This window comes from Methanomassiliicoccales archaeon (assembly GCA_013415865.1).
GTDB lineage: Archaea > Thermoplasmatota > Thermoplasmata > Methanomassiliicoccales > UBA472 > MVRC01.
This window is the reverse complement of record CP058896.1, coordinates 662,539-684,274: the sequence shown is the minus strand read 5'-3', so window position 1 is coordinate 684,274 and position 21,736 is coordinate 662,539. Positions and strand designations below refer to the sequence as shown.

Sequence of the window (21,736 nt, the reverse complement as noted above, 5' to 3'; positions counted from 1 at the left end):
CAGATCAAACCCTATGGAAGATTATCCTGTGGCCTATCAGGTCCATCTCTCTCACAGCAACGCCCACCAGGACCAATTTCTGGCCCATGATGTCCGTGAGTATCGCAGACCTTCCTTCAAGTTTGATCCTTGTGACATCCTTCATTACCTCCTTCTCGCCCTCGGGACCGATGATGAATGCGTTCGATTCGCACATCGTGCGATGATAGTCAGGAGGGGGTAGATAAGAAATGGTCCTGATTGTAGCAATAAGGATTATATCTGTGGGAAAAAGGAAAAACGGCCTTGGACCAAGGCCGATAAGAGATCTACTGCCTGCGCCTTCTGGAATGGACGATCACGATAGCTGTTACCGCCGCACCGATCGAGCCGAACAGGATAAGATATATCGCATAATCCCCAGGTGAGGCCAGAGGTTCCCGTTCAGCGTACACCTCGAAGTTCATGATCATCGAGTCAAAGGTCGGCGATAGCTCCTCATAATAGCCGGAATAGGTCAGGCAATTGAGCATCCAGAACTCATCGCTGTCCTCGCTGACGATGATCGCGCATCTGTGGTGGAAAGTGATGAAGGAGCCATAGGTCATGGTGAAAACGACCGCCCTGTGCCCTGCTATCTCAATATACTCAGGTTCTCCCACCAAAGTTATGTCTTCGGAGAGCTGGCCTAATAGATCCTGCATCATGTCCTTGAGATATCCGTCGGTCTCCTTGATGCTGTCATCCCGGCCGGTCATCACGTAGACCTGGGCGAAGTACTCGTAATAGTCCGTATAACCGACAAGATCGAAGGTCTGGTCCCCTATCGTCCCGTTCTCGGTGACGCTCCAACCCAGTGGGACAGGGACCCCGTATCTTCCTTGGAACTTCTGGACCTCCATCTCTAGGACCGGGGCCTCGACCCTGACATCGAAGTACCATTCCTTGGTCATCGGCCCAAATGATGTCTCAAGGTCCATCCTCACAAAATGAACATTGTTTGTAAAATGATAATCGTCCCATAAATCTCCGGTCCTGTTCCAGTGCTCAGAAGGTATCATGGCTGTTATGACCATCCCATCTGTTGAGCAGGGATAGGCAATATCGTCGACGACCATGGTGGCATTCAGGACATCGCATGGTGGGAACCCCGGGTCGAGAACAGCCGTGATCTCCGATGGTCTATGATAGATCATGGTACCATCCCCCGGGTCGAGGGATATGACCGATGGCAGCTCCCTGAGAATGAAGCTCCAGGACAGGGTCTCTTCATGGCCGCCCCAGGACATCGTAGCATTGACCGTATGTACACCTGCCTTCAATACTGAAATGTCCGCCTTTTTGACCTGGCCCCAATAGGGGTCATCGCTTATCTCAAGGTCCAGGCCATCCATCTCTAAGCTCAGCTTGAACCCTTTAGGTTCTGGCCAGGTCATGTTCGCCCAGATCCTTATCGCATCGGGGGCCTCTGAAAGGACCTCTCCCTCGATAGGAGAAAAGACCGCGATGGTCGGTCTGATCGCCAGAGGGTCTGAGCGGTCTACTTTGAAATTGCATATCTTGTTCCTTATTTCCCCTCCCTCTATATAGCTGATGTTCACCCGATGGTCACCATCTGGCAGCTCAGATCCCAGGTAACACTTGATATCATCATAGACGAACGTTTTGTTCAATCGGATCGTGCCCTCCTCCCCTTCGATGGACACGTTCACCGATGCTCTATCAATTTGGAACAGACCTTGATAGATGCTGAAATAGACGAACGAGGGTGTGAAAGCGTATACATCCCCCTCATACGGCCCCATTATGCTTATCTGTGCACAAATGGCCGTCCCAAAATATCCAGGTCGTTGATAGGCCGTACAGTCCTCGTTCACTATGACCGCCCTTATACCGGTGACGGTCTGGAGCGTGCCGACCATCTTCAGGTCGGTCTCATTGATGACGGTCAGGTAGGTCGCTGGTCCATCGGTGTTGGAGATCGTCACGAGCTTTTTACCGTCACCGCTCAAGGTCACGCTGCTCAAACGACCTGATACCTCAACCCCCGAGCTCTTTTGAAGGTCAGAGAGCGACAGTCTCTGCAGCTCGTTCGAATCGAGCATGGCCACATAGACATCTCCGCCGGCCCAATCTATCGCGGCCCCGGCGAACCCATTCCCCAGGATGCTGGATGTCGCCATCGGTTCTGGAACACCGCTGACATCGTACAACTTGGCCCTTGCACCATCACCGGTGGCCTGGAATGACAACAATCGTCCGCCATCTGGCGAGGAGTACAGCACACCGCTCATGCCGATGTCCTCTGTCCAGATGACAGTATCCGTGGAAACATCGACCTTCCTTACCAGGCCATCGTCCAAGCTGCTGATGAACACCGTCGTCCCCTCACCACATGCTATGCCATGCGGAACGAAATCAAGGGCCATGTCGTCGACCATGGTTCGGAGGTCAAGGTCGACCACGGACACTCGCTGTGCGCCATCGCATGCGATGTAGGCCTTTGACCCATCTTTGCTTAGGTCCATCGAGATCGGTGCCCCTGACAGAGCAGTGGAATAGACCTCATTCCCGCTCCAATCATACGCGACGAATCTGGAATATATCCGGTCGAGACCATAGGCCAGTCCCCTTTCGTCATCCGCATAATAATCCCTGTTGCCATTCCCGGCATCATACTCGAAGCTCGCCACCGGGACCGGAATGGACAGGCACATCGCAAAGAACATCGTCGCTATGGTCAGTGATGCCGTTCGGTTGTTTAAAATCGACATTGGACCTCCCCCCCCCAATTCAGAGGTGGAAGAGCAACGGACCAGTATTTAATCAGATTGAATGACATCTCTCCACAGAGAATGGAAAAGAGAAGCAACATCATGGAAGATATCAGGCGAACTTCCATTGCGCGTATCGCTCGTCGCCCTTCCTGCGCTTCTTAGGGGCAGGCTCGATCACACCTTGCTGCAGGGCAATGAAGGTGTAGCGGACAGGGATGCGCTTGTTCGGCCCCGTCCAGTACGGGCATCTCGTGCAACGATATCCCAATCTTACATTCTCCCCGGAGAGGGTCTGATTGCGGATCTCCTTCGTCTCCGAACGGCACACCGGACATTCCCCATGGTCGCTGGGTTCCTTCGTCTCACGATAGTGGATATGAAGTTTGGCCAGGTTCTTGAAGATGGCCATCCGCCTTATGCGCTCCTCGCTCGCCACATACTCAGGGTCCTTCTTCCTTAGGTTGGCATTCACGAGCTCAGAGAATTTCCGCTGAGATATGACCGTACCTTTTGACCTGATGACCTCTGATATGGACTGGGAGAGTATCTTGGCCGGCGGGATCCGATAAGGCATCCAACCGATATACCTGAAAAAATTATATATAAATAACAGGGAACAGGGGATCATAACCCCCAGATAGGTCCATCGCACCTCCCCAGTATCGGCCATCACGATGCAAGTTCTGTAATCATGAAATATCTGTGGCTATCTTGCCCTATAGGGAACGAAGATGAACAGGACAAAGGTCCTAATAATGGGCGCTGCTGGACGGGACTTTCACAACTTCAATACCTGTTTCAGGGAAGACAGGAGATATGAGGTGGTGGCATTCACGGCCTCCCAGATCCCAGGCATCGAGAGAAGGCGATATCCGCCTGAGCTGGCCGGGGAAATGTATCCCAACGGTATAGACATTTACCCGGAGGAGGACCTTTTTAAGCTGATAAAGAAGAACAGGGTCGAGCAGGTCGTTTTCGCCTATTCGGACATCTCCCATCTTGACCTCATGCACAAGGCCTCGATGGTCATGGCGGCAGGCGCTGACTTCAGGATCATGGCCAATGCCGGCACGTTCCTTGAGGCGGACGTCCCTGTCATTAGCATCTGCGCCGTCAGAACCGGTGCTGGTAAGAGCCAGACCACCAGGAGGATTTGTTCCTGGCTCCGTTCAAGGGGCATCAGGACGGTCGCCATCAGGCACCCGATGCCATACGGCCCCCTTACGAAGGAAAGGGCGGTACAGCGGTTCGCCAGCTATGAGGACCTCGACGAGCAGAGGTGCACCATCGAGGAACGCGAGGAGTACGAGCCCCTGATCGATTCAGGGTCTGTCGTTTATGCAGGGATAGACTATGGCGCGGTGCTCAAAGAGGCACAGAAGGAGGCTGACATAATCGTATGGGACGGGGGGAACAACGACCTCCCGTTCCTGAGGAGCGACCTTCACGTAGTCGTGGCGGACCCCCTCCGTGCCGGTCACGAGCTGACATATCATCCAGGTGAAGCGAACGTGCGCATGGCCGACGTTGTGCTGATAAACAAGGTGGCCGATGAGAACCGCGCAAAGGTCGAGGAGATAAGGAGAAACGTTGCGTCGATCAATCCCAGAGCGGCCATGGTTGAGGCAGCCTCGCCTATAGCCGCGGAGAGCTGCTCCCTTGTGACGGACAGGAGGGTCCTTGTAGTGGAGGACGGGCCCACGGTCACCCACGGTGGGATGAGCTATGGGGCCGGGACCATTGCGGCGAGGGACTATTGCTCTGGGAAGGTCATCGACCCTAGGCCTTACGCGATAGGCTCGATCAAGGATACCTATGAGAAGTATCCCCATCTCGGACATATTCTGCCAGCGATGGGCTATTCCGAGCCTCAGGTGAAAGAGCTTGAGGAGACCATCAACAGGGCGGATTGTGACGTGGTCGTCACCGGGACCCCGATAGACCTCAACCGAATTTTGAAGGTCAATAAACCGATCGTGAGGGTCAGGTATGAGCTCCAATATCTGACGAACCCTACGCTCGAGGAGATCATAGAGGAAAGGCTCGGCCCGCTCCTTTTCGATTGCGGTGACGGTGCCTGCACTCTGAGATAACGCCATCGATAAACGATTTATCAGACCAGGACCGTAGATATCACGATGGCGCTCCGAAAGGAAACCCACCATGGCCGGACCGGAACGGGTGGTGTTATAGTAGAGCTGAAGCGAGGGACCGACCTGCAGCGGTTTGGATCCAAGGCAGTTGGCCTTGTCAAGCTCATGGAGAAGGGGTTCAATGTCCCGAGAACATGGGTGGTCCCGACTTATGCGTATCTGGCCTTTCTCGATGACCCACAGACCGTTCGGGTTGACCTGGAAAAGGCCGTTTCCTCGAGCCTCGACCCGAACAAGAAGTATGCCATCAGGTCGAGCGCGAACATAGAGGACCTTGAGTCAAGGTCCTACGCCGGTCAGTTCTCGACCTTTTTGAACGTAAGAGGGAAGGAGGAGATTATAGACGCCGTCGTAAAGGTCTGGGAGTCTGCCGCGACATTCAGCGTCAAGCAATATTCTGACAGAATGGGAGGGGACGTCCAAAAGGTCTTAATGGCAGTTCTGGTCCAGGAGATGGTATCGCAGGTGATCTCAGGTGTCTCTTTCAGCATGGACCCTGTGACGGGCGTACAAAGACCAGTGGTGGAGGCGGTCAAAGGAAGCGGTGAGCTTCTGGTCCAAAAAGGGGCCGATACCGCAAGATGGGAGGACGGTCTTGTGACAGGTGCACTGTGGGACATCGACGAAGGTTTGTTGGCCAAGTCGCTTTGGAGACCGAGTCCATCAGGTCGATATTCAAACAGGAGGTGGACCTTGAATGGGTCTACGACGGGCGTAGGATATGGTGGGTCCAGATGCGTCCGGTCCAAAAGGTGGAGAGAAGACCGATCTACTCCTCCCGCCTTGCAAAGGAGATGCTGCCCGGCCAGGTCAAGCCTCTGATCTGGAGCATAAATATACCTTTGGTGAATGGTGCATGGGTCAAGCTCTTCAAGGAGATCGCAGGTGTAAAAGGGATCGACCCATTGGAACTGGCGAGAGCTTTCCATTATAGGGCCTATTTCAACATGGGCGAGGTGGGGAGGATATTTGAACAGATGGGACTACCCAGGAGCTCGTTGGAGATCATGATGTCTGGGAAGGGCAAGATAAAAATGAGGTTCGAGCCAAAGATGATGGCAATTGCGCCCAGAGCAGCCCTGTTCGTCCTATCGAAGATCAATATCAGGCACGAGATCGACCGATTCATTGCGAAGGCAGAGCCCCATTATGATAGACTGATAAAAGAGGACCTTTCCTCGGCCAGCGAGACCGATCTTTTGGAAAGATCGGACGACCTGTTCAGATATAACGAGAAGGCGGCCTACTACAACATATTGTCCATGCTCTTTGCTCAGATCTATGCAAGGGCCCTTCAAAAAAGAGAGGCTCTCGCTGAGCATTATAATTGGTCGACGTCCGACGGGAAATACGTAAACGCATACCCTCATAAAAAGCTCGAGGAGATGAGGAAAGCGATCGGCTCCCTCCCACCAGAAGTTAGGATGAAGGTGGAAACGTCGAAGTGCTCGGAGCTGGAGGAGATAGAAGAAGCAGCTATGGTCAGCTCGTTGCTTAGAGAGTACCTTTCCAAGTACGGTCATTACAGCGAGAGCGGGAATGATTTCAGCAAGGTACCATGGAGAGAGGATCCTGAGATAGTATGGAAGCTGGTCTTGGCGATGGACACAACAGATGGAAAAAATATCGAAAAAACGCGATCTAAAGATGTTGGTCGCCCTTCCATTTCAGGTTTTATGATAAGAGGGATAGGACGAAAAACCGCCCTCTTCTCGGACCTCAGGGAGAGAATGGGCTCTACATACACGAAAGGATACGGGATATTCAGAAGGTATTATCTGGAGATAGGGAAAAGGTTCTCTGAGAAGGGCTTGATAGAAGTTCCCGAGGACATTTTCTATCTTTATCTGGAGGAGATAAGGTCAGCGATCCATGAAGGAAGGACAGAAGGTCTCAAAGACGAGGTGATGAAAAGGAAGGACGAGATGGCCAGGACCGCCAATGTCCTATTGCCTGAGGTAATATACGGAGAGGATCCCCCTCCGTTCGAGACGTGTCCCAAGGACATTCTTTCAGGAATACCGAGCTCTGGAGGCTATTATAGGGGCAAGGCAAAGGTCGTCAGAGGGATCGGCGACTTCGCGAAGGTCGCAAAGGGAGACATCATCATAATTCCATTTTCGGACGTCAGCTGGAGCTCAGTATTCGCCAAGGCAGGGGCGGTCGTCTCAGAGTCAGGAGGAATGCTGTCGCATTCATCAATAGTGGCCCGCGAGTTCGGAATTCCGGCAGTCGTCTCGGTCAAGCATGCCATGAACATCGAGGACGGGAGCATGGTAGTGGTCGATGGCTATACTGGCAAGGTCGTATTGGAAGGTATATCAGAAGGACCCTGACCTTCTTTGTGACATCATCCTGTGCCTAACACCAAGGTCATCCATGTCCCTCTTGAGTTTTATGAGATAGATCATGGCCGCGAACGTCACGAAAGTGACCAGTATTGGCCGCCCGTCGATGATGAACACGATGAACGGACCTATTGCATAGTTCAACAACGCCATGTGGTAGGTGTCCTTCATGACCTTCATGGTGACGACCATGCATGCCAATATGGCCACCAGGGACAGGGGCGACAGCACTAGCAACGACCAAAGCATCATGGTCGTGCCCATCCCTCCCTTGCCCTTCAGGAATATAGAGAAGTTGGTCCCCAGATAGGTGCCGGCCAATAGGAAGCACGATAGCCTTAGGTCCAGGTCATAATAAAGGAATGTTATTGTGAGGGGGAGGAGGGCCTTTGATATCTCCCCTGATGTGGTGACGATCGCGGGCACCATGCCGCCCACGTTATATGAATTGGCCATCCCGACGTTGCCAGACCCTTCGGCGGTGATGTTCTTGCCGGTCCAATATTTTGTTATCAGGTATCCGAAGGGTATCGAACCGTAGAGATATGCAAGAAACGGGCCGAAACTCTCCTCGGCGCCCTCTCCGATTAGAAATAAAAACGTAAGGCTTGCCCCAACGATCGCGACCTTTACGGGCAGGGTGAGGTTGATCTTGTTCAAGAACCTGTCCACCGCATTCTCCATGGTGGTTAAGATGGCAGAGAAGGATATTTTATACTGTTTTGGTAGCTGACGATCTTCCGCTCATCTATCCCGTTGACGGCTCTCGGCTCTCCTCCTTTTCATCTCATCCCTCAACCTGAACTCATCCATCGACCGTCGATATTTTAGGAAGAAGATGGCCGCAATGAATAGAGCGAGCAGAAAAAGAGGCGTCCTTCCATCAACGACCAACAGAATGAGGGGTGCTATTGCGAAATTAAGCAGTGAAGCGTGATAAGTGTCCTTCACCGTCTTCAATATGACGAACATCAAGACCATAACAATGATGAATGTCAATGGTGAGAGGATGAGCATGGACCATAACGCTATCGTAACACCCATGCCGCCTTGGAACCTTATAAACAAAGAGAAATTGGCGCCTAAAAATGAGCCGGCGATCAGAACGCAGCTCAGCTCTAAGTCGAGATCAAAGAAAAAGTAGGAGATGGTGAGGGGCAAAAGAGCTTTTGACGCCTCAGTCACGATGGTGAAAATCCCCTCTGAGTAGCCGGCAACATTGAACGAGTTCGCCACACCAAGATTTCCTGACCCTTCCTTCGAGATATCCTTGCCCGTCCTGGCCTTTGCGAACATCCATCCGAAGGGAATAGACCCATAGAGGTAAGCGAGCAACGGCCCGAAGATTCCGGCGTACGAGTCTGCAATCAAAATAAAAAAGGCCAGTACCACGACGACGATAGATGCCTTGGTCTTTATGCCCAACCTAAGGTCCTGGAAAGAGCGTACCGTCGTCATCGATGAATAATGATGGTTTGGCCCGATAAAAGGTCGTATGTTGAAAAAAGATTGATGTAGTCTGTCGGCATGCCATTGAACAATGCGGGGGTAGCCAAGTCGGCCAAAGGCGCGGGACTTAAGATCCCGTCCTTAGTGGTTCGTGGGTTCGAATCCCTCCCCCCGCACTTTCAAGCATATCCAGACATCTCGTATTTTTTGTCAATCAGAGGGTTTTTGGTATCTGGCAATGAATTTTGCACAGTACTGGATGGTACATTCCCCATCAAGTTCCGGGCATCATTTATCGCCTGTTGCTGTTTTCTACGGCAATAGAACTTCTCCGTCATCGCGGTGGTGGCATGACCCATGAGGACGCTAACTGATTCTATGCGAGCCTCCTCATCCAGGAGCTTCTGACCGAAGGTCCTCCGACATTTGTGGAGGTCTAAACCCTCGACACTACACTCCTTACCGACCATCCTAACCATTTTCGTGATGCTGTTGGTCGATAATTTCCCATCCAATTTATCCCTGAAGGCAGGAAACAGGTATAGATTGTCCGGGTATCTGGCCAGCATCGCCAGCCTTTTCTCACGATACCGTTTAAGGAATTTCACACACGCGGCCATTACAACTGTATCCCTCGTTTGTCCGTATGTATCCTCTCCCTTTGGATGCTCGATGTGATAGCATTCGTTTCCATTCGTGAGGGTGAGGTCATCCAACTTACCTTCCCTCAATTCTTTGTGCCTTGCACCGGTCGCCATTCCCAGGATTACTATTGCATAGGACTCCATCTTATTCCAGTCGTTCGTTTCGACCTTATCGGCGTTATCTAGTATCCTAGCATATTCATCCGGACTTAACGATGGATGTCTATTGACCTTCATACTCCTACGGAATTGGCTTGCATGTTTGTTCTTGTAGGATTCTAAGGCCAGATTGTTCGCATATTTCAGAAGAGTATTTAAGGCGGTCATATCATGCTCGAAATCCTTGCCTTTCTTCCCCTTCTGACACATCGCATCGACGAATGCACCCACATCTTTTTCCGACATCTTCTCTGGATTGGTCGTTTCGATTTTACCCTTCGATTGTAGGTCCAGGAGGTCCTTGTATATCCGTTTCAACCTTCTCCGCCTCTCAACGATAGTCGCCTCAGCCAGTCCACAGCTCTTAAGTAATTTATTCAACCAGCTTAAGAAGGGGTATCGGCCACCCAATGACCTCGCCCCCCTTCTTCTTCCCGGTCTGCCTTTTTTCCCGATAACGGAGGGCTTATTACCGCTACGCTTAAGCGCAGCATCTTTGCCCTCAAGGGAGGAATCGACGATGCGACCTGTAAACTTATCGACCGTTTTTGAAGCCCCGCCTTGGGCGACAGACCCAATCTTAGCTGGCTTCATTTTCTAAACTGCTCCCCTTTTTGTACCCCATCCGCTTAAGGCGCTGCTTAACCGCCTGATGGCTCAATCCGACCTGAATCCCGATTTCTCTGTAGCTCAGCCCCTGTTTTCTTAGGTTGGAAATCTGAGAATCCAAGGTCGGATTCGGGGGCCTCCCTAGGCGCTTACCCTGCGACCTCGCCCGCTCAAGACCATCCTTCGTTCTCTCGCGGATTAATTCTAGCTCAAGCTCTGCCACCGCCCCGAGGATTGTGAAAGTCAATTTTCCAGTCGGGCTACTCGTGTCGATTTCTTGGTCTGTGCATGCAAAGCATACGCCGTGGTGATTCAATTTCTCCACATTTGCCCACAATTGCTTGACCGAACGGGCCATTCTGTCGATTCTGACGACCAAGATTATGTCAAAATGCCGCCCCCTGGCCTCGGACATCATCTTGTCAAATGCCGGTCTAGTTGGGGCAGCTCCGCTAGCATAGTCTATGTATTCCTTATAGACGGACCATCCATGCTTCAGGGCGTATCCTCTAAGCTTAAGGAGCTGGTTCTCAGGGTTCTGGTCCTTGTCTGAGCGAGACACTCTGGCGTATAGAGCTACACGCATGGCTACCTCGCCCCCTTAGCGTTGACACAGCTCCCCCTCTTGCCCATGCACGATATAACGAATGGGCAGTGGGGGCAGAAGATACCGAAAAATGGACACCAGGAGCCAGTATGAGATTTATAATCAATCCTGTAGTCCTGCCAGACGACTCGGATTGGTACTTTCAACGATACATCACCTCGTTATCTGCACCGTTTGCGACTGTCCCCTTGGGCGACTCTGATTCTTTGTTCTTTCCAGCATCCTCGATTTGAGACGCCCTTGACTTCTCGGACTCCCTTTCGAGCCGTTGGAGCTGTGAAAGAGTCTTGAACATTTCTCCCTGGGTTTTAATCAAGTCCTCATGCAACAGCAATCTGATGGAGTGCTCCTTCTGGATGTCCTTGATTTCATCAATTTCCTCTGGAAGCGTACAGAGGGTAGCTACCAATTTGTGGTCGGTTGTTTCAAGCTCCCGTTCACCGTGCGAATGGTCTGTGAATATTCTCGAATCGCCCCTCTTCTCTATGTGTGGCATGTCGATTGGGCAGTCATCCCCTAGAAACGCATGCTCCACTTTCCCGATGAATTTGGCCGGACCAAGGACCCACCCCCCGAACTTTACCAAGTCAGAGGTGACCTCGACTGCTAAATTTTCCATCAACTCCTTGTCAGACTCTATCTGACTCTTTGTTAGCGAAAGCTCCAATCCAAAGACGGACAATTTGCATACTTTCTTTGTGCATATGAGCTCTATAGGAACTTCGCGTCCGTGATAGGGCAAGTCGGTCTTCCAGTATTCGGTGTTGTGATTGTTCAGATATGGCTCCTTCGGGAACAAATTGTATTTTTCGACACGGCCTTGAGCATCAACCCTTCTAATTTGATTCATGTCACCTAGCTTGCTCACCTCGAACATGATTCGACCGTTCAGATGTGCCCGCGAGGCCCGTACCTGCTTAAGCGTGGCTGATTCTCCAACATTGATTTGTTGGGATTTACGGTCCCCTTCGAAGTTGGGATTGACGGTCTCACCGTCAATATTGGATTCCGAGCGGATTATCAACTCATCCAGTATGTTGGAGCAGGGGCCTCTGACCCAAGCTATGGGTCTCTTTGTGTGAGGGACCTTGGCGATATACCCGTCCCTCTCATGCTGCCTAAGTACGACCCGGACACGCTCCTCACTTAAGTGAACAATCCTGGCTATCTCCGGAATTGCAAACCCCGAACCACGACCCCTCCCATCGACGGCTAAACTGTAGATGCGGAGTTTGAGCGGACTGCACATGAACTTAGGCAAGGAGTACAGCCCCCAAATCCAACTCAAATCCAACATTGTTTTGAACAGCGTCAGCTACGCATGTCAGGTGGACAGATACGAAGGAGCGAGAGCAAGCTCTCTTGATGAACATCTACCATCCCTCTTCCCTGACGACAAGCCTGAATGGGCTGGACTTCGAGAAGACGATGTAGCACTCCGGATAACCTTTTATTAATTCCAATAAATTAATAAAAGCCTTGTCCGAGCACCTCAGGATGATGGCGCGGGATAGGCCCTTGTCGTTGCTTACATTATTCATAACAATCACTTCCGTTGCTTAGTCTAGCTTAGTTGTCATCGATTTCCTCATCCAGTTCCTCCGATTCCTCGTCTACATCCTCTTCATCCTCTGAGTAGCTCTCCCACCCTTCGGCATAGGTCCTAATGGCATGGTCGATTAGCTCCTCTGGCGACATGTCCTCGCTCTCAGCGATTATCTGGACGCGTTCGTACAACTGGGTTCTAATTTCAACACTCACTGGTTGTTTCATGATTGTATTCAAGCCTGTCAATTTAGATAAGGAAAGTTCTTATTTTTGACAACTAATTATGATAATCATGGCCAGGAAAAAATTGACAAGAGAACAAGTGATGCGTAGAAGACCATACTCATCAATACTGGCATGTTTGGCGGATAAAATGGTCATGGGTGAAGGTGCTACATTCACTGAGTTGTTAAAAAAGGAGTTTCCATTATATGGTCAGAATAAATTTGAGAATAACAAGTCAATAGATAAGGCCAGATTACACAAAGTCCTTAAAGTGCTCAAATTTCATAATCTAGTCCAAAAAATAGGTAAGAGATATTATTTGAATACCGATAAAAATCAGAGCTTAGCAACTGATGTGGACAGAATTATTCTGACTGCCAACGATATTGTATACGCAGGTCAGAACGCTCAATTGGTTTTCCCAAGTAAATGTGGCGAATCTATCGTGAACCCCTTCAAGAAGGATGTCCAGAATCAAATGAAGGCTCTTGGGAACAAATGGGCAATCTATCTCATCTATGAGCTTCGAGAGTGTGTATTGAGGCAAATTATCTTTGAGCCAAATAAGAATCCTAACCTCCCTAAGATAGCTTATGCCCTTGTCAGATTTCACGAAAGGTTAACAAATGAATTTATGCAGCTTGGATGGGTAATTGAAGAGAAGGAAAGTGTTGACAAATCACTCAGCTCCAATTTCAACGATGTAAAATTTGTGAAGGTTGTCCGCGTAAATGAGAGACAACTTAAAGACAGGAAGCTACGCGCATTGGTCAAAATGCTCTATGACAATAGTGGATTGGGAATGATTGAAGATGTTCATTTTCAAGACAGAATTAGAAAAAGTATCGAGTCGATGGCGATTCGAAATAAAAACGGAAAAAAGGGAAAAAGGAAAATCACAGAAAATACGAAAAGAGACATCCGTGAGCTAATCGATAATATTGTTAAGCCATTGATGGAAATGAATGGTCCCTTGATAATGTCAAGAATAGCTCTACCTTGCTATGATGTTAGAAAATGACAATATCTAAACTAGACGCGACTCCTTCAAACGCCTCTTGACCGTCATTCCTGAGACCCCGAAGTGCTTTCCTATCTGTCGATAGCTCCACCCCATATTGAACATCGCCACTGCCAATCCAACATCGATTCGAATTTTTGATTTTGTTGGATTTCCAACCTCTTTTACCAGTTTTTGATAGGTTTTTTCATCAATCTTTAGAGCCCTTTTCTCCATATATCTGGATACTAATTTAAACATATATACAATTATCAGAATACAATTAGGTCCGTATCTGTTCCCTGTCAAATACTCAGTCAGTACAATGTGCGTTCAGAAATGGGTCCTCAAAACGAACAATGTGTGAACTCAATTCAGTTAATAGATGTCAGCTCTTGGTCCAGGCGTCATAATATTTCAATAACCATGTTCTCCGAGGAGATGAATATCTACCTAAACCAGCTAAGAACATGTATCTTGGACATCCGGTCTTGGAATTTGCGAATTCTGCGTTGACCTCACTCAGAGCTTTGAGCAGGTCTTGGTTATCTAGCATCGCATTAATGTCTCTGCGCCCTTCAGGGTATCGTTTTATTAAAAAAGGGAGAACAGATGGGTTAAGCCATCTAACCGAATATATGCCCTCCTCCAGTTCAATCCTTAACAACTTGTTGTAATCCTCAACGAACGCAGTGTAATCATCTAAAAGGAATGCGTTTTGGTTTGAGCTGAAACGCATCAACCTACCAACAATTCTGTCAAACGTATCCTTTCCAACCATGAATTCATAAACAAGCGAATCCAGACCACGAGTAGCCCCGATATAATTCGGAAAGATAAATGGGAATAACTCGTATGGTGAGAATACTAATTCAGATAGATTTTCGATGAGGTTGATGTTGACCACATTCCGACCAAAGCTAGTAGAGAAAGATGGCCAGTTAGTTGTATATTCATTAAGGCTCATCATAAAACATATAAAGTACTCCCCATTGGGGCCAATTCTGGGTTCCAATTCTGTTGGGTCTGTAGGGAAGTGGACGAAAACCCCATTCGTAAAGAGGACATCACCAAATGTTGAGAACTTAACGAAACCAGCTTTAACCTCATAGACTTCCTGGGGGGCATTGAGCCAAACATTGACCTTCCTTGCCTCCCTGAGAGATTCTTTTGTGAGATGAATTAGTCCAATATTGTAGTTCGCTGTGCATTTAAAATGGTAGTTGTTCTGGGATTCAATTATGAACCACCGGTTAGGAGAGATTAATGTGCGTCTCCTTATCACGGACGGTGAAAATAGGAAGTCGTTTAGAAGGTTTGAAAGGTATAATTTGTATAATCTGTCAGGCACGGCGAACGAAGAGTAATTCCCCCAAGTTACGACTCGATTCAAATCGGGGTCGTGATTGTAAAGTTTGGCAGTCATTACTCTCTCTTTTGATTGGAAGCCCTCGTAGGTCCTGGTTTCATCGTAGAATTCCTTAGAGACCTCTTCGGAGACGGTCTCCAAGGATAGCATGTGGCCCACTTCTGGAACATATACTGGGAAAGTGCCAAGGTTCCTTCTTACAGTGCAATATTTCTTAAGGAATGGGTTGTACACTACATTGATTTTTGATTTTTCTAGGATAGTGAAGAAATCAAGTATGGGATTTATTACAAGCTCCTGCTTTTGTTGCAGGTTAAGCTGGCAGCTGAATTCCCTCATTGTAAAACGCCACAATATCATCAAGCAAAGATATTAACTTCCGGTCGCTTTCAGTGCAATGGACCTTAGTTCCAACTGTATATGTCTCTAGTTCTTCCTTGGACAGAACGAATAAGAGGTCGAGATACAACTTCCTCTTAGCTAAACCACCACCACTTTCCCCCATCACTGGGTATACAGCATTAAGGTTGAGCTCTAGCGACTTAAATACCTCGATAAGGGTAGCCAAGTGCGCATTGTTTGAATGATGGAATGTGAGGAGCAATCTTCCATCATCCTTCATTTTTGTTACAGACTGGCCCAAGATATTTTTCAATCCTGATTTATACTCTTCAACTCCATCCTCGTTTCTGAGAACTATCTCGTCTCTGGTCATATCATTTAGTATTTTCTCGTCGAGTTCGTTAATTATTGAAAGATTGAATAGCGATAAATCGGAATAATATTGATAATCAGCATATGGTGGGTCTGTAAAAATTACATCGAATTTAGATTTAATCTCTTTCAGTCGTTCTTGGGCGGGGCCATGTAAGATATGAAAATCATAATTGTATTTTTGACAATAATTTCGAATGTTGGAAAGCTTGCGATAGGAAGAGATAAGATTCCCCCTACCCAGTGGGAACATTCCTTCTCCAGATGGTCTATATGCGGTCGGATTTAACTCCGCAGGTTGGAGGGGAAGCCAGTATCCTTTTATGACAAAACCAGGAATTACCTTGGCATAGGTGCTGGAATAGTAGGCAAACAATGAACATGACCTTAGCGAATCAGAAACCATAAGTTTACTTATTCCTGCATACTCAGTGCGTTTAAAATATTCCATAAAATGTTTGAAAGAGTAGAGCTGTCTCGGAGTAAGCAATTCCTCAAAATGTGTAAAGCCCTTATTCACTAGACGCTTAGTTTCGTTAAGATTCGGGATAATTGGACACGAAATAGGTTCAGATGGATGAACTTTTGAGAATTGTTCGTGGTCATACTTGTTCATAACTTTAAAGCCCCTCTCAGCGCAAATGGGGCAATAATATTCAATCGCATAAGGGGCAATGGAACCATGTTCTCCCTTTACACTCCTATTAAAAACATTGTTGCAGTTGGTGCATTTGCTTAGGCGATTATCGGATTCAATTATTTTATTACAATTCTCACAATAATATATGCCACCATTTCCCACTTTCTTAATAAGGTTACTCATAAACTGGGATTGGCCACCTTTATCCTTCCAAACGAGGTGGGTATGTACAATGAATGCCGTATGGCCATGGTTACATTTTGTAGACCACAATTTTTCGTTATTTTGGTCAGCAAATTTCTTCAATTTCTCCCTAAAATCATTTAAGTCCATTTTGTCAATTCCTTTGTATGATGATAGCACAGTGTATGCTAGTTTGTTTATTTCGATACCATAAGAATTGAAACCCAATTTTGAACCCTCAAGTACAATAGTCCCCCCACCGCAGAAAGGGTCTAAAAGGGTCGATTTAGCAATTGGTGGGGGTGTCCAGTATAAATTATTAACATAATCATCGAAGTTAGTGACCCTCCGAACTGCATCAGCGTTTAATCTCGAATATAAGAGAAATAGGCGTGTGATGCCAGAGTAACGCCTAGCCCACCATTTGTGGACTTCATACACCGGTATCCTCCGCCCCCACTCCAGTTGCTTAGAAAAGCTATTGGTAGAATCCAATAGTTCCCCAGGTAATCTATCCACCAGTCTCATAACCTCACACTGTCATAAAGGGACGACACCTGGTCCTTGTCCCAAACCACGGTAATCGTTTCTTCATTATCTACTAAGCTGCTTTTGATAAGATTGAGCGAACCCTGAACCGCTAATTCCTGACCATCAATCTTGAAGTAATATAACTTGGAGTGGAATCTCTCAGAGGAACTAGCTTTTATTTTTATTTCGGGGTGTACGCCCAGTTCTTCAACAGTTTTATCTCGGGTAATGAGGAGAACCTTTTTTCCATCTTTGGCCTGTTTAAGCAACATATCAAGACCGTATGAATCTACAAAGGGTGATTTCACAATAATTTCTTCAGAGACATCCATTAAGGCATTAATAAGTTCACCCAGACCCTTTCTAACTATTGGCAGACTTCCCTTCTGTACAGCTCCGATAAATTTATTAATCAAGTTCCTGGACACAATATATACCTGAGAGAACGGTTCGGAACACCCATTTGGGAAGACCAGACATTCTGTACAACCATCAGAACAAATATGTATTCCATCTTGGGAATTAATAAGGGTCATAATATACTCAGATATGTCCTCATTTGGCCTAACTTCGTTTATATATAATTGGCGGAAAGTTGTAATATCGATAAAGTCAAGAGGAACATTCTTTTTTATCATTCCCGTCAGCTTTTGAAGTTCTGCCAGGCTCTCGTTAATAATTTTCGAGGTGGTTGGGTTTACTTTTAACAGCTCTAAAGATTTCTGGGCATCTTCTCTCAAAATACTCTCGGCCTTGCCCACTCTTTCTTGATGAGTCTTAAACTGCCAGTTGGACCATTCAAAAAATTCCTTGAAAAACTTATTTTCACCATCTTTCAGTTCGTTTCGTACTGTTTCAACAATTCCGATACCATCGTTCTTCGAGTTTTCAAGAATGAATATTGTTGTACCTTTGATAAAATACACCATCTTGTCTGGTTCAACCCCGATTTTCTCGACTGCAAGGTATGAATAGAACATGTGGGCCATCGAATGGACTAGAGATTCACGAATGAAATCTTTGAAATCTGATGAGGATGTGTCAATATTATAACCATCGTACCTCAAACTCATAACCGAAGCGTCCATCGTTGATTTACTAGTCTTGCTCTGGCCATACATATAGAACTTAAATTTTAATAGGTCGAGTAGTCTGGCATCTGAGGAGATGACAGATGAGGCGATGGCATCAACAAGTATCCGATTGAGGTTAAAGACAATGTATGATGTCTTGGCTTTATACCCAAAAGGAACGAGTTCGATTTCCCTGGTCATATAATCGTTGAAACCATATGGAAGGTAAGTGTAAGCCGAGGAGTAGATGAAATCAATATCGTCTTGCAGGTCCTCATAAGTTCTTGTACTCATTCCCATAACCAGGGGAGTTTTTTCCTCAGCTACATTTTCAACAGTGAGACGAAGGTTGAACTTCGGGAACATTTTTCTGTATTTGTTCCAATGTCGAGTTCCTCCGCAAGCAGTTCCCACGGTACATTCTTTCTGTACTTCCTTGGGACACTGGACATCAAAAGGGTCCGTCGTTATACAGAATCCCTGTCTACACATCGACACATATCTGAAGTTAAGACCCCATCTGTTATTGTCTTGGTTGATTATCCTCTCATCCATCAGCTCGATTTCAGCGAGGGTAGCCTCCTTGACCAAATTATAATTTTTCAACTTCCACTCTTGATACATGCTCCTGATATTCCTTGGTATGGGATATTGCCCCCGTACTTTGGAGCCGGAGAAGGAATCAGAACCATATTTTATGTAGAGAGGCGGTCCCTGACGGGTACCAACCCTAATAATGAGAGGTTTATCCAATGCAGAAACATCAATAAGCTCTATGGACTCAGGGACCATCAGGCTTCCCATTTTAGAGGCGACCCCACCTGATAAACCGTTGGTGTCAAGGTTGGTTATTAGCCTTGGAACTGCGTCTGGAGTCAAAATGTATCGATATTTTGGCTTGGGGAACCATACATGCCGAGCGCCCACAGCGTTAGTCAATTCTCGAGCTTCTTTAGATTCAAATGGGACATTGGCTAGTTCAAAGGGGGGTATGCGCTCAACAACATTGGTCAGGAATTCCTCCTCCCCATTTCCAGATTGATGCATTGGTTTAATGAAAATCAATTGGTCCATGAACTGAGTGCCCATGAATTTGACTCCAACCAGAGTTTCTATGAGCTTGATAATGTGGTCGCTCATACTTTTATGAATTTCACAGGCGCGCGAGAATATACCATACTGCTCTTTGGTAAGCTTACCTTTGGTGGCGGTGGTTTTTCCAGCCCCCTCAGCAGCATCGAACAGTGATTGGGAAAGGTCTTGCAACTCTTTCTTGCTCTCAATAAGTGGGTGCTGCTGCGACCTAATCATATTTTTTGTTTGGTCTACCTCGTTTTGCAGATTACACAAAATAACTTCCAGTTCATCCAATTCGATGGTTTCGTCTAATATATGTTTTCTAAGGTCCTTAATCGAGGATAGATGTTTTTGAAAGTGCTCTCTTTCTCTTGTAGCTACTCTTTCCATGCTGGATTCAACCATCTCAACTATACGCCCAATGTCTTGGTCGATTTCTAGCAAAGAATCCTTCAACCACAAGGAATTCAAATACGACTGCACTTCTTTGCACTTGTCATCAATATCATCTCTACCCAATATCTCAATAATTTTCTTTGTGTTTTCTCTTATTTTAGAGAAGTCTACCCGCATACCCAGTTCCGCTCTAATCCTGGTCTCGTTTTTATCGATATAATCAATGATGGACCGGAGCGTGTTAACATTACCCTTAACATCGCCTCCTTGCTTTGCAAATGTGGCTACTGAATACAGCATCGAGGAATAAAGTATGACAAACTGGTTGTTGAACGAGACTGGTATCTTCTGCATCATGTCAGGGTCGATGAGGAAATCGATGCCCTTATACAGGTAAAAATATTGGAGCGGATTGTTCTTCACAACTACAATAGATAACGAAGTATTCAGCGTTGTACTTTCTTTCCTTCCTGCCCTACCAACACGCTGGACAATGCTCTCTAAGCTAAATGGTATTCCCGCATTCACCACAACAGAGACATTATCATAATCCACCCCGAGTTCAAGAGTCGATGTAGTGAATACAACATCGATATTTCCTTTCTTAATTTTCTCTTCGATTTCGAAGCGGTCCGGCCTCTGAGAATAGTGATAGCTTAGATTAGAATCTATTTCCTTTCTCAATTCCAGCAGTTCTTTACTTGTATCAATCTCTTCTGGATTGACTTTAAACTTGTCGTTATATGCCCAATAAGAATAAGGGTGTCTCACATCAATTGCTGAATTGAAATGGTCTTTCGGGTCACCGAGTTTGATAGCTTCCCTCGCCTGCCCATAGACTCGGTTGATATTTTTTACGCTGTCAATGAAAATCAAACTCTGGAGGTTCTTATTTTCTCTCAACCTATTCACTGAAGATAGGTAGATAGCTAATTCGTGGGTGTAGGTTTCCCAAGAGGTGTATGGATTAATACCCACCAGGAGATAAAGTTCCAACTTCTCCGAATCTCGACCATATCGACTCTCCTTATAAACCAAGTCGAGCATGTTGTCTAATTTTTTTGATGTTATCTCAGTAACAAAGTCCTCTAAGTGAGGGATTGTTGCAGAAGAAAGAACAACCCTCGCGTTAGGTGCAACTAGACTCCTAAGGATTCCTATAAAATACTTCAGCATTCCAGCGACAATACCCCGATATGCGTGGATTTCATCGAATATGAAAAATTTGATGTCCTTATTAAGATAGCCGTTGGTCCAGTTTGCCGTATTTGATAATCTGTATGGGTACGAGTAGATGTTAGTAATAACAATGCTGGGTGGATTGGTTTTAAAACTATCCTTTGAAGAATTAATGAAATCAAGATAATGATGACCTTTTGGGCAATAAACACGCTTGTCAAGAAACGATAATGTTTGTTCATCGTGGTGGGGGCACTTAATTCCTCGAAAAATTTCTCCATCTCTAATTTCTGCCCGTTTCTTTGTGTCTCCCTCATCGATACCAATGGTTATCTTCGTTCCACAACATGTGTTAATGTTATCCACCAATTTAATCAACTTGCCCATCTGGTCGGAGCCAAGTGATTTTCGAGGGTAGAAAATTACAGCTGTTGAACCATTAGCCCCCTCAATATCCGCTTTGAGGCATTCTACAAGCATTGGGATAACAAATGTATAGGTCTTGCCAAATGCCGTTGGAGCAGAGACCACAACATCTTTGTCACTATTAAGAATGCTGATTATTGATTGATATTGATATTTTGATAATCCAATTACCCCAGACCGACTCAAGGCCATGAGAAAATTTTCAGTTAGCTTACTATTGCCCAGCTTTCTTGTTATCGATTCCTTAAGCTCTCGAAGCTCTTTATCTTCTCTTTCAAATTTTATATAATCATGCCTCAAAATTGGACGAACCTTTAGCTTCAACTCGGATTCCAGCACATATTTTGTTCCACCATATTTTACTCGCACATCCGCCGAGCGGAAAACGACATCCATCAGGAGGGTTCGATATTCACCATCTCCAAGCTTAATTAAATAGCCATTATCAACAAGGTATTCCAGAAAATCTGGATGGATGCCCAATTCATCAAAGTCTTTGGTTTGAAGGGAAACGCTCTTAATCGTCTTGGATTGCTCATATTTGGAGTATTCCCGACGAATAAGCTTATGATAAATTTCCTTGACATCCTTGATTAACTCTTCCCCCGCCAATCAAATCGCCAGGGGTTGTAGATATTTCATTATCAATA

Annotated in this window: 17 protein-coding genes and 1 tRNA gene; 5 read left to right on the top strand and 13 right to left on the bottom strand. The window is 46.7% G+C overall.

Annotation, left to right across the window (positions count from 1 at the left end; all coding sequences use genetic code 11):
• Positions 1-4 precede the first annotated feature (4 nt).
• The 3 genes from HPY73_03315 to HPY73_03305 all read right to left on the bottom strand — a co-directional run bounded on the left by HPY73_03315 (position 5) and on the right by HPY73_03305 (position 3,330).
• Complete coding sequence (locus tag HPY73_03315; protein ID QLH74573.1) at positions 5-196, bottom strand: CooT family nickel-binding protein; 192 nt, start codon at positions 194-196, stop codon at positions 5-7.
• A 112-nt stretch (positions 197-308) separates the two neighbouring features.
• Complete coding sequence (locus HPY73_03310; protein QLH74572.1) at positions 309-2,753, bottom strand: hypothetical protein; 2,445 nt, start codon at positions 2,751-2,753, stop codon at positions 309-311.
• Positions 2,754-2,865: 112 nt separating this feature from the next.
• Positions 2,866-3,330: a hypothetical protein gene (locus HPY73_03305; GenBank protein ID QLH74571.1), complete on the bottom strand. Its 465-nt coding sequence runs from the start codon at positions 3,328-3,330 to the stop codon at positions 2,866-2,868.
• 157 nt (positions 3,331-3,487) lie between these two features.
• On the opposite strand from HPY73_03305, the gene HPY73_03300 reads away from it, so the two are divergent.
• The 3 genes from HPY73_03300 to HPY73_03290 are packed head-to-tail and all read left to right on the top strand — an operon-like array spanning position 3,488 to position 7,245.
• Complete coding sequence (locus HPY73_03300) at positions 3,488-4,849, top strand: GTPase (protein QLH74570.1); 1,362 nt, start codon at positions 3,488-3,490, stop codon at positions 4,847-4,849.
• Positions 4,850-4,894: 45 nt separating this feature from the next.
• A complete protein-coding gene (locus tag HPY73_03295; protein ID QLH74569.1) occupies positions 4,895-5,731 on the top strand; it encodes a hypothetical protein in 837 nt (278 codons plus the stop codon).
• On the top strand, positions 5,644-7,245 hold the full coding sequence (locus tag HPY73_03290; protein QLH74568.1) for a hypothetical protein: 1,602 nt from the start codon (positions 5,644-5,646) through the stop codon (positions 7,243-7,245). Before HPY73_03295 ends, HPY73_03290 begins: the two co-directional genes overlap by 88 nt.
• Here the strand turns inward: HPY73_03290 and HPY73_03285 are convergent.
• Together HPY73_03285 and HPY73_03280 are read right to left on the bottom strand one after the other, a co-directional pair.
• The gene (locus HPY73_03285; GenBank protein QLH74567.1) at positions 7,231-7,941 is read right to left on the bottom strand and encodes a glycerol-3-phosphate acyltransferase; all 711 of its coding nucleotides are present in this window, start codon (positions 7,939-7,941) and stop codon (positions 7,231-7,233) included. The two genes, HPY73_03290 and HPY73_03285, sit on opposite strands and share 15 nt — an antisense overlap.
• 60 nt (positions 7,942-8,001) lie before the next feature.
• On the bottom strand, positions 8,002-8,715 hold the full coding sequence (locus tag HPY73_03280) for a glycerol-3-phosphate acyltransferase (GenBank protein ID QLH74566.1): 714 nt from the start codon (positions 8,713-8,715) through the stop codon (positions 8,002-8,004).
• An 84-nt stretch (positions 8,716-8,799) separates the two neighbouring features.
• Between HPY73_03280 and HPY73_03275 the strand changes: the two genes are divergently transcribed.
• A tRNA-Leu gene (locus HPY73_03275) sits at positions 8,800-8,882 on the top strand.
• Between the two features lie 3 nt (positions 8,883-8,885).
• Here the strand turns inward: HPY73_03275 and HPY73_03270 are convergent.
• The 4 genes from HPY73_03270 to HPY73_03255 form a co-directional block, all read right to left on the bottom strand.
• Complete coding sequence (locus HPY73_03270; protein ID QLH74565.1) at positions 8,886-10,103, bottom strand: site-specific integrase; 1,218 nt, start codon at positions 10,101-10,103, stop codon at positions 8,886-8,888.
• The gene (locus tag HPY73_03265; protein ID QLH74564.1) at positions 10,090-10,704 is read right to left on the bottom strand and encodes a recombinase family protein; all 615 of its coding nucleotides are present in this window, start codon (positions 10,702-10,704) and stop codon (positions 10,090-10,092) included. The genes HPY73_03270 and HPY73_03265 overlap by 14 nt, the downstream gene beginning before the upstream one ends.
• Positions 10,705-10,867: 163 nt before the next feature.
• On the bottom strand, positions 10,868-11,986 hold the full coding sequence (locus HPY73_03260) for a helix-turn-helix domain-containing protein (protein QLH74563.1): 1,119 nt from the start codon (positions 11,984-11,986) through the stop codon (positions 10,868-10,870).
• Between the two features lie 308 nt (positions 11,987-12,294).
• On the bottom strand, positions 12,295-12,498 hold the full coding sequence (locus HPY73_03255; protein ID QLH74562.1) for a hypothetical protein: 204 nt from the start codon (positions 12,496-12,498) through the stop codon (positions 12,295-12,297).
• 67 nt (positions 12,499-12,565) lie between these two features.
• Here HPY73_03255 and HPY73_03250 point away from each other — a divergent pair, with 67 nt between their 5' ends.
• A complete protein-coding gene (locus HPY73_03250) occupies positions 12,566-13,519 on the top strand; it encodes a hypothetical protein (GenBank protein QLH74561.1) in 954 nt (317 codons plus the stop codon).
• A 6-nt stretch (positions 13,520-13,525) separates the two neighbouring features.
• Here HPY73_03250 and HPY73_03245 read toward each other — a convergent pair whose 3' ends face one another.
• The 4 genes from HPY73_03245 to HPY73_03230 all read right to left on the bottom strand — a co-directional run bounded on the left by HPY73_03245 (position 13,526) and on the right by HPY73_03230 (position 21,698).
• The gene (locus tag HPY73_03245) at positions 13,526-13,735 is read right to left on the bottom strand and encodes a hypothetical protein (protein QLH74560.1); all 210 of its coding nucleotides are present in this window, start codon (positions 13,733-13,735) and stop codon (positions 13,526-13,528) included.
• A 151-nt stretch (positions 13,736-13,886) separates the two neighbouring features.
• Positions 13,887-15,206: a hypothetical protein gene (locus HPY73_03240; GenBank protein ID QLH74559.1), complete on the bottom strand. Its 1,320-nt coding sequence runs from the start codon at positions 15,204-15,206 to the stop codon at positions 13,887-13,889.
• Complete coding sequence (locus HPY73_03235) at positions 15,181-16,932, bottom strand: hypothetical protein (GenBank protein QLH74558.1); 1,752 nt, start codon at positions 16,930-16,932, stop codon at positions 15,181-15,183. The genes HPY73_03240 and HPY73_03235 overlap by 26 nt, the downstream gene beginning before the upstream one ends.
• Positions 16,929-21,698, bottom strand: coding sequence for a DEAD/DEAH box helicase (locus tag HPY73_03230; GenBank protein QLH74557.1), 4,770 nt, complete (start codon positions 21,696-21,698; stop codon positions 16,929-16,931). The genes HPY73_03235 and HPY73_03230 overlap by 4 nt, the downstream gene beginning before the upstream one ends.
• Positions 21,699-21,736 lie beyond the last annotated feature (38 nt).

Excerpts from the sequence above, each read along its gene's own strand:
- HPY73_03315 (QLH74573.1), bottom strand. The coding sequence starts at position 196 with ATGTGCGAATCGAACGCATTCATCATCGGTCCCGAGGGCGAGAAGGAG.
- HPY73_03310 (QLH74572.1), bottom strand. The coding sequence starts at position 2,753 with ATGTCGATTTTAAACAACCGAACGGCATCACTGACCATAGCGACGATG.
- HPY73_03305 (QLH74571.1), bottom strand. The coding sequence starts at position 3,330 with ATGCCTTATCGGATCCCGCCGGCCAAGATACTCTCCCAGTCCATATCA.
- HPY73_03300 (QLH74570.1), top strand. The coding sequence starts at position 3,488 with ATGAACAGGACAAAGGTCCTAATAATGGGCGCTGCTGGACGGGACTTT.
- HPY73_03295 (QLH74569.1), top strand. The coding sequence starts at position 4,895 with ATGGCGCTCCGAAAGGAAACCCACCATGGCCGGACCGGAACGGGTGGT.
- HPY73_03290 (QLH74568.1), top strand. The coding sequence starts at position 5,644 with ATGCGTCCGGTCCAAAAGGTGGAGAGAAGACCGATCTACTCCTCCCGC.
- HPY73_03285 (QLH74567.1), bottom strand. The coding sequence starts at position 7,941 with ATGGAGAATGCGGTGGACAGGTTCTTGAACAAGATCAACCTCACCCTG.
- HPY73_03280 (QLH74566.1), bottom strand. The coding sequence starts at position 8,715 with ATGACGACGGTACGCTCTTTCCAGGACCTTAGGTTGGGCATAAAGACC.
- HPY73_03270 (QLH74565.1), bottom strand. The coding sequence starts at position 10,103 with ATGAAGCCAGCTAAGATTGGGTCTGTCGCCCAAGGCGGGGCTTCAAAA.
- HPY73_03265 (QLH74564.1), bottom strand. The coding sequence starts at position 10,704 with ATGCGTGTAGCTCTATACGCCAGAGTGTCTCGCTCAGACAAGGACCAG.
- HPY73_03255 (QLH74562.1), bottom strand. The coding sequence starts at position 12,498 with ATGAAACAACCAGTGAGTGTTGAAATTAGAACCCAGTTGTACGAACGC.
- HPY73_03250 (QLH74561.1), top strand. The coding sequence starts at position 12,566 with ATGGCCAGGAAAAAATTGACAAGAGAACAAGTGATGCGTAGAAGACCA.
- HPY73_03245 (QLH74560.1), bottom strand. The coding sequence starts at position 13,735 with ATGGAGAAAAGGGCTCTAAAGATTGATGAAAAAACCTATCAAAAACTG.
- HPY73_03240 (QLH74559.1), bottom strand. The coding sequence starts at position 15,206 with ATGAGGGAATTCAGCTGCCAGCTTAACCTGCAACAAAAGCAGGAGCTT.
- HPY73_03235 (QLH74558.1), bottom strand. The coding sequence starts at position 16,932 with ATGAGACTGGTGGATAGATTACCTGGGGAACTATTGGATTCTACCAAT.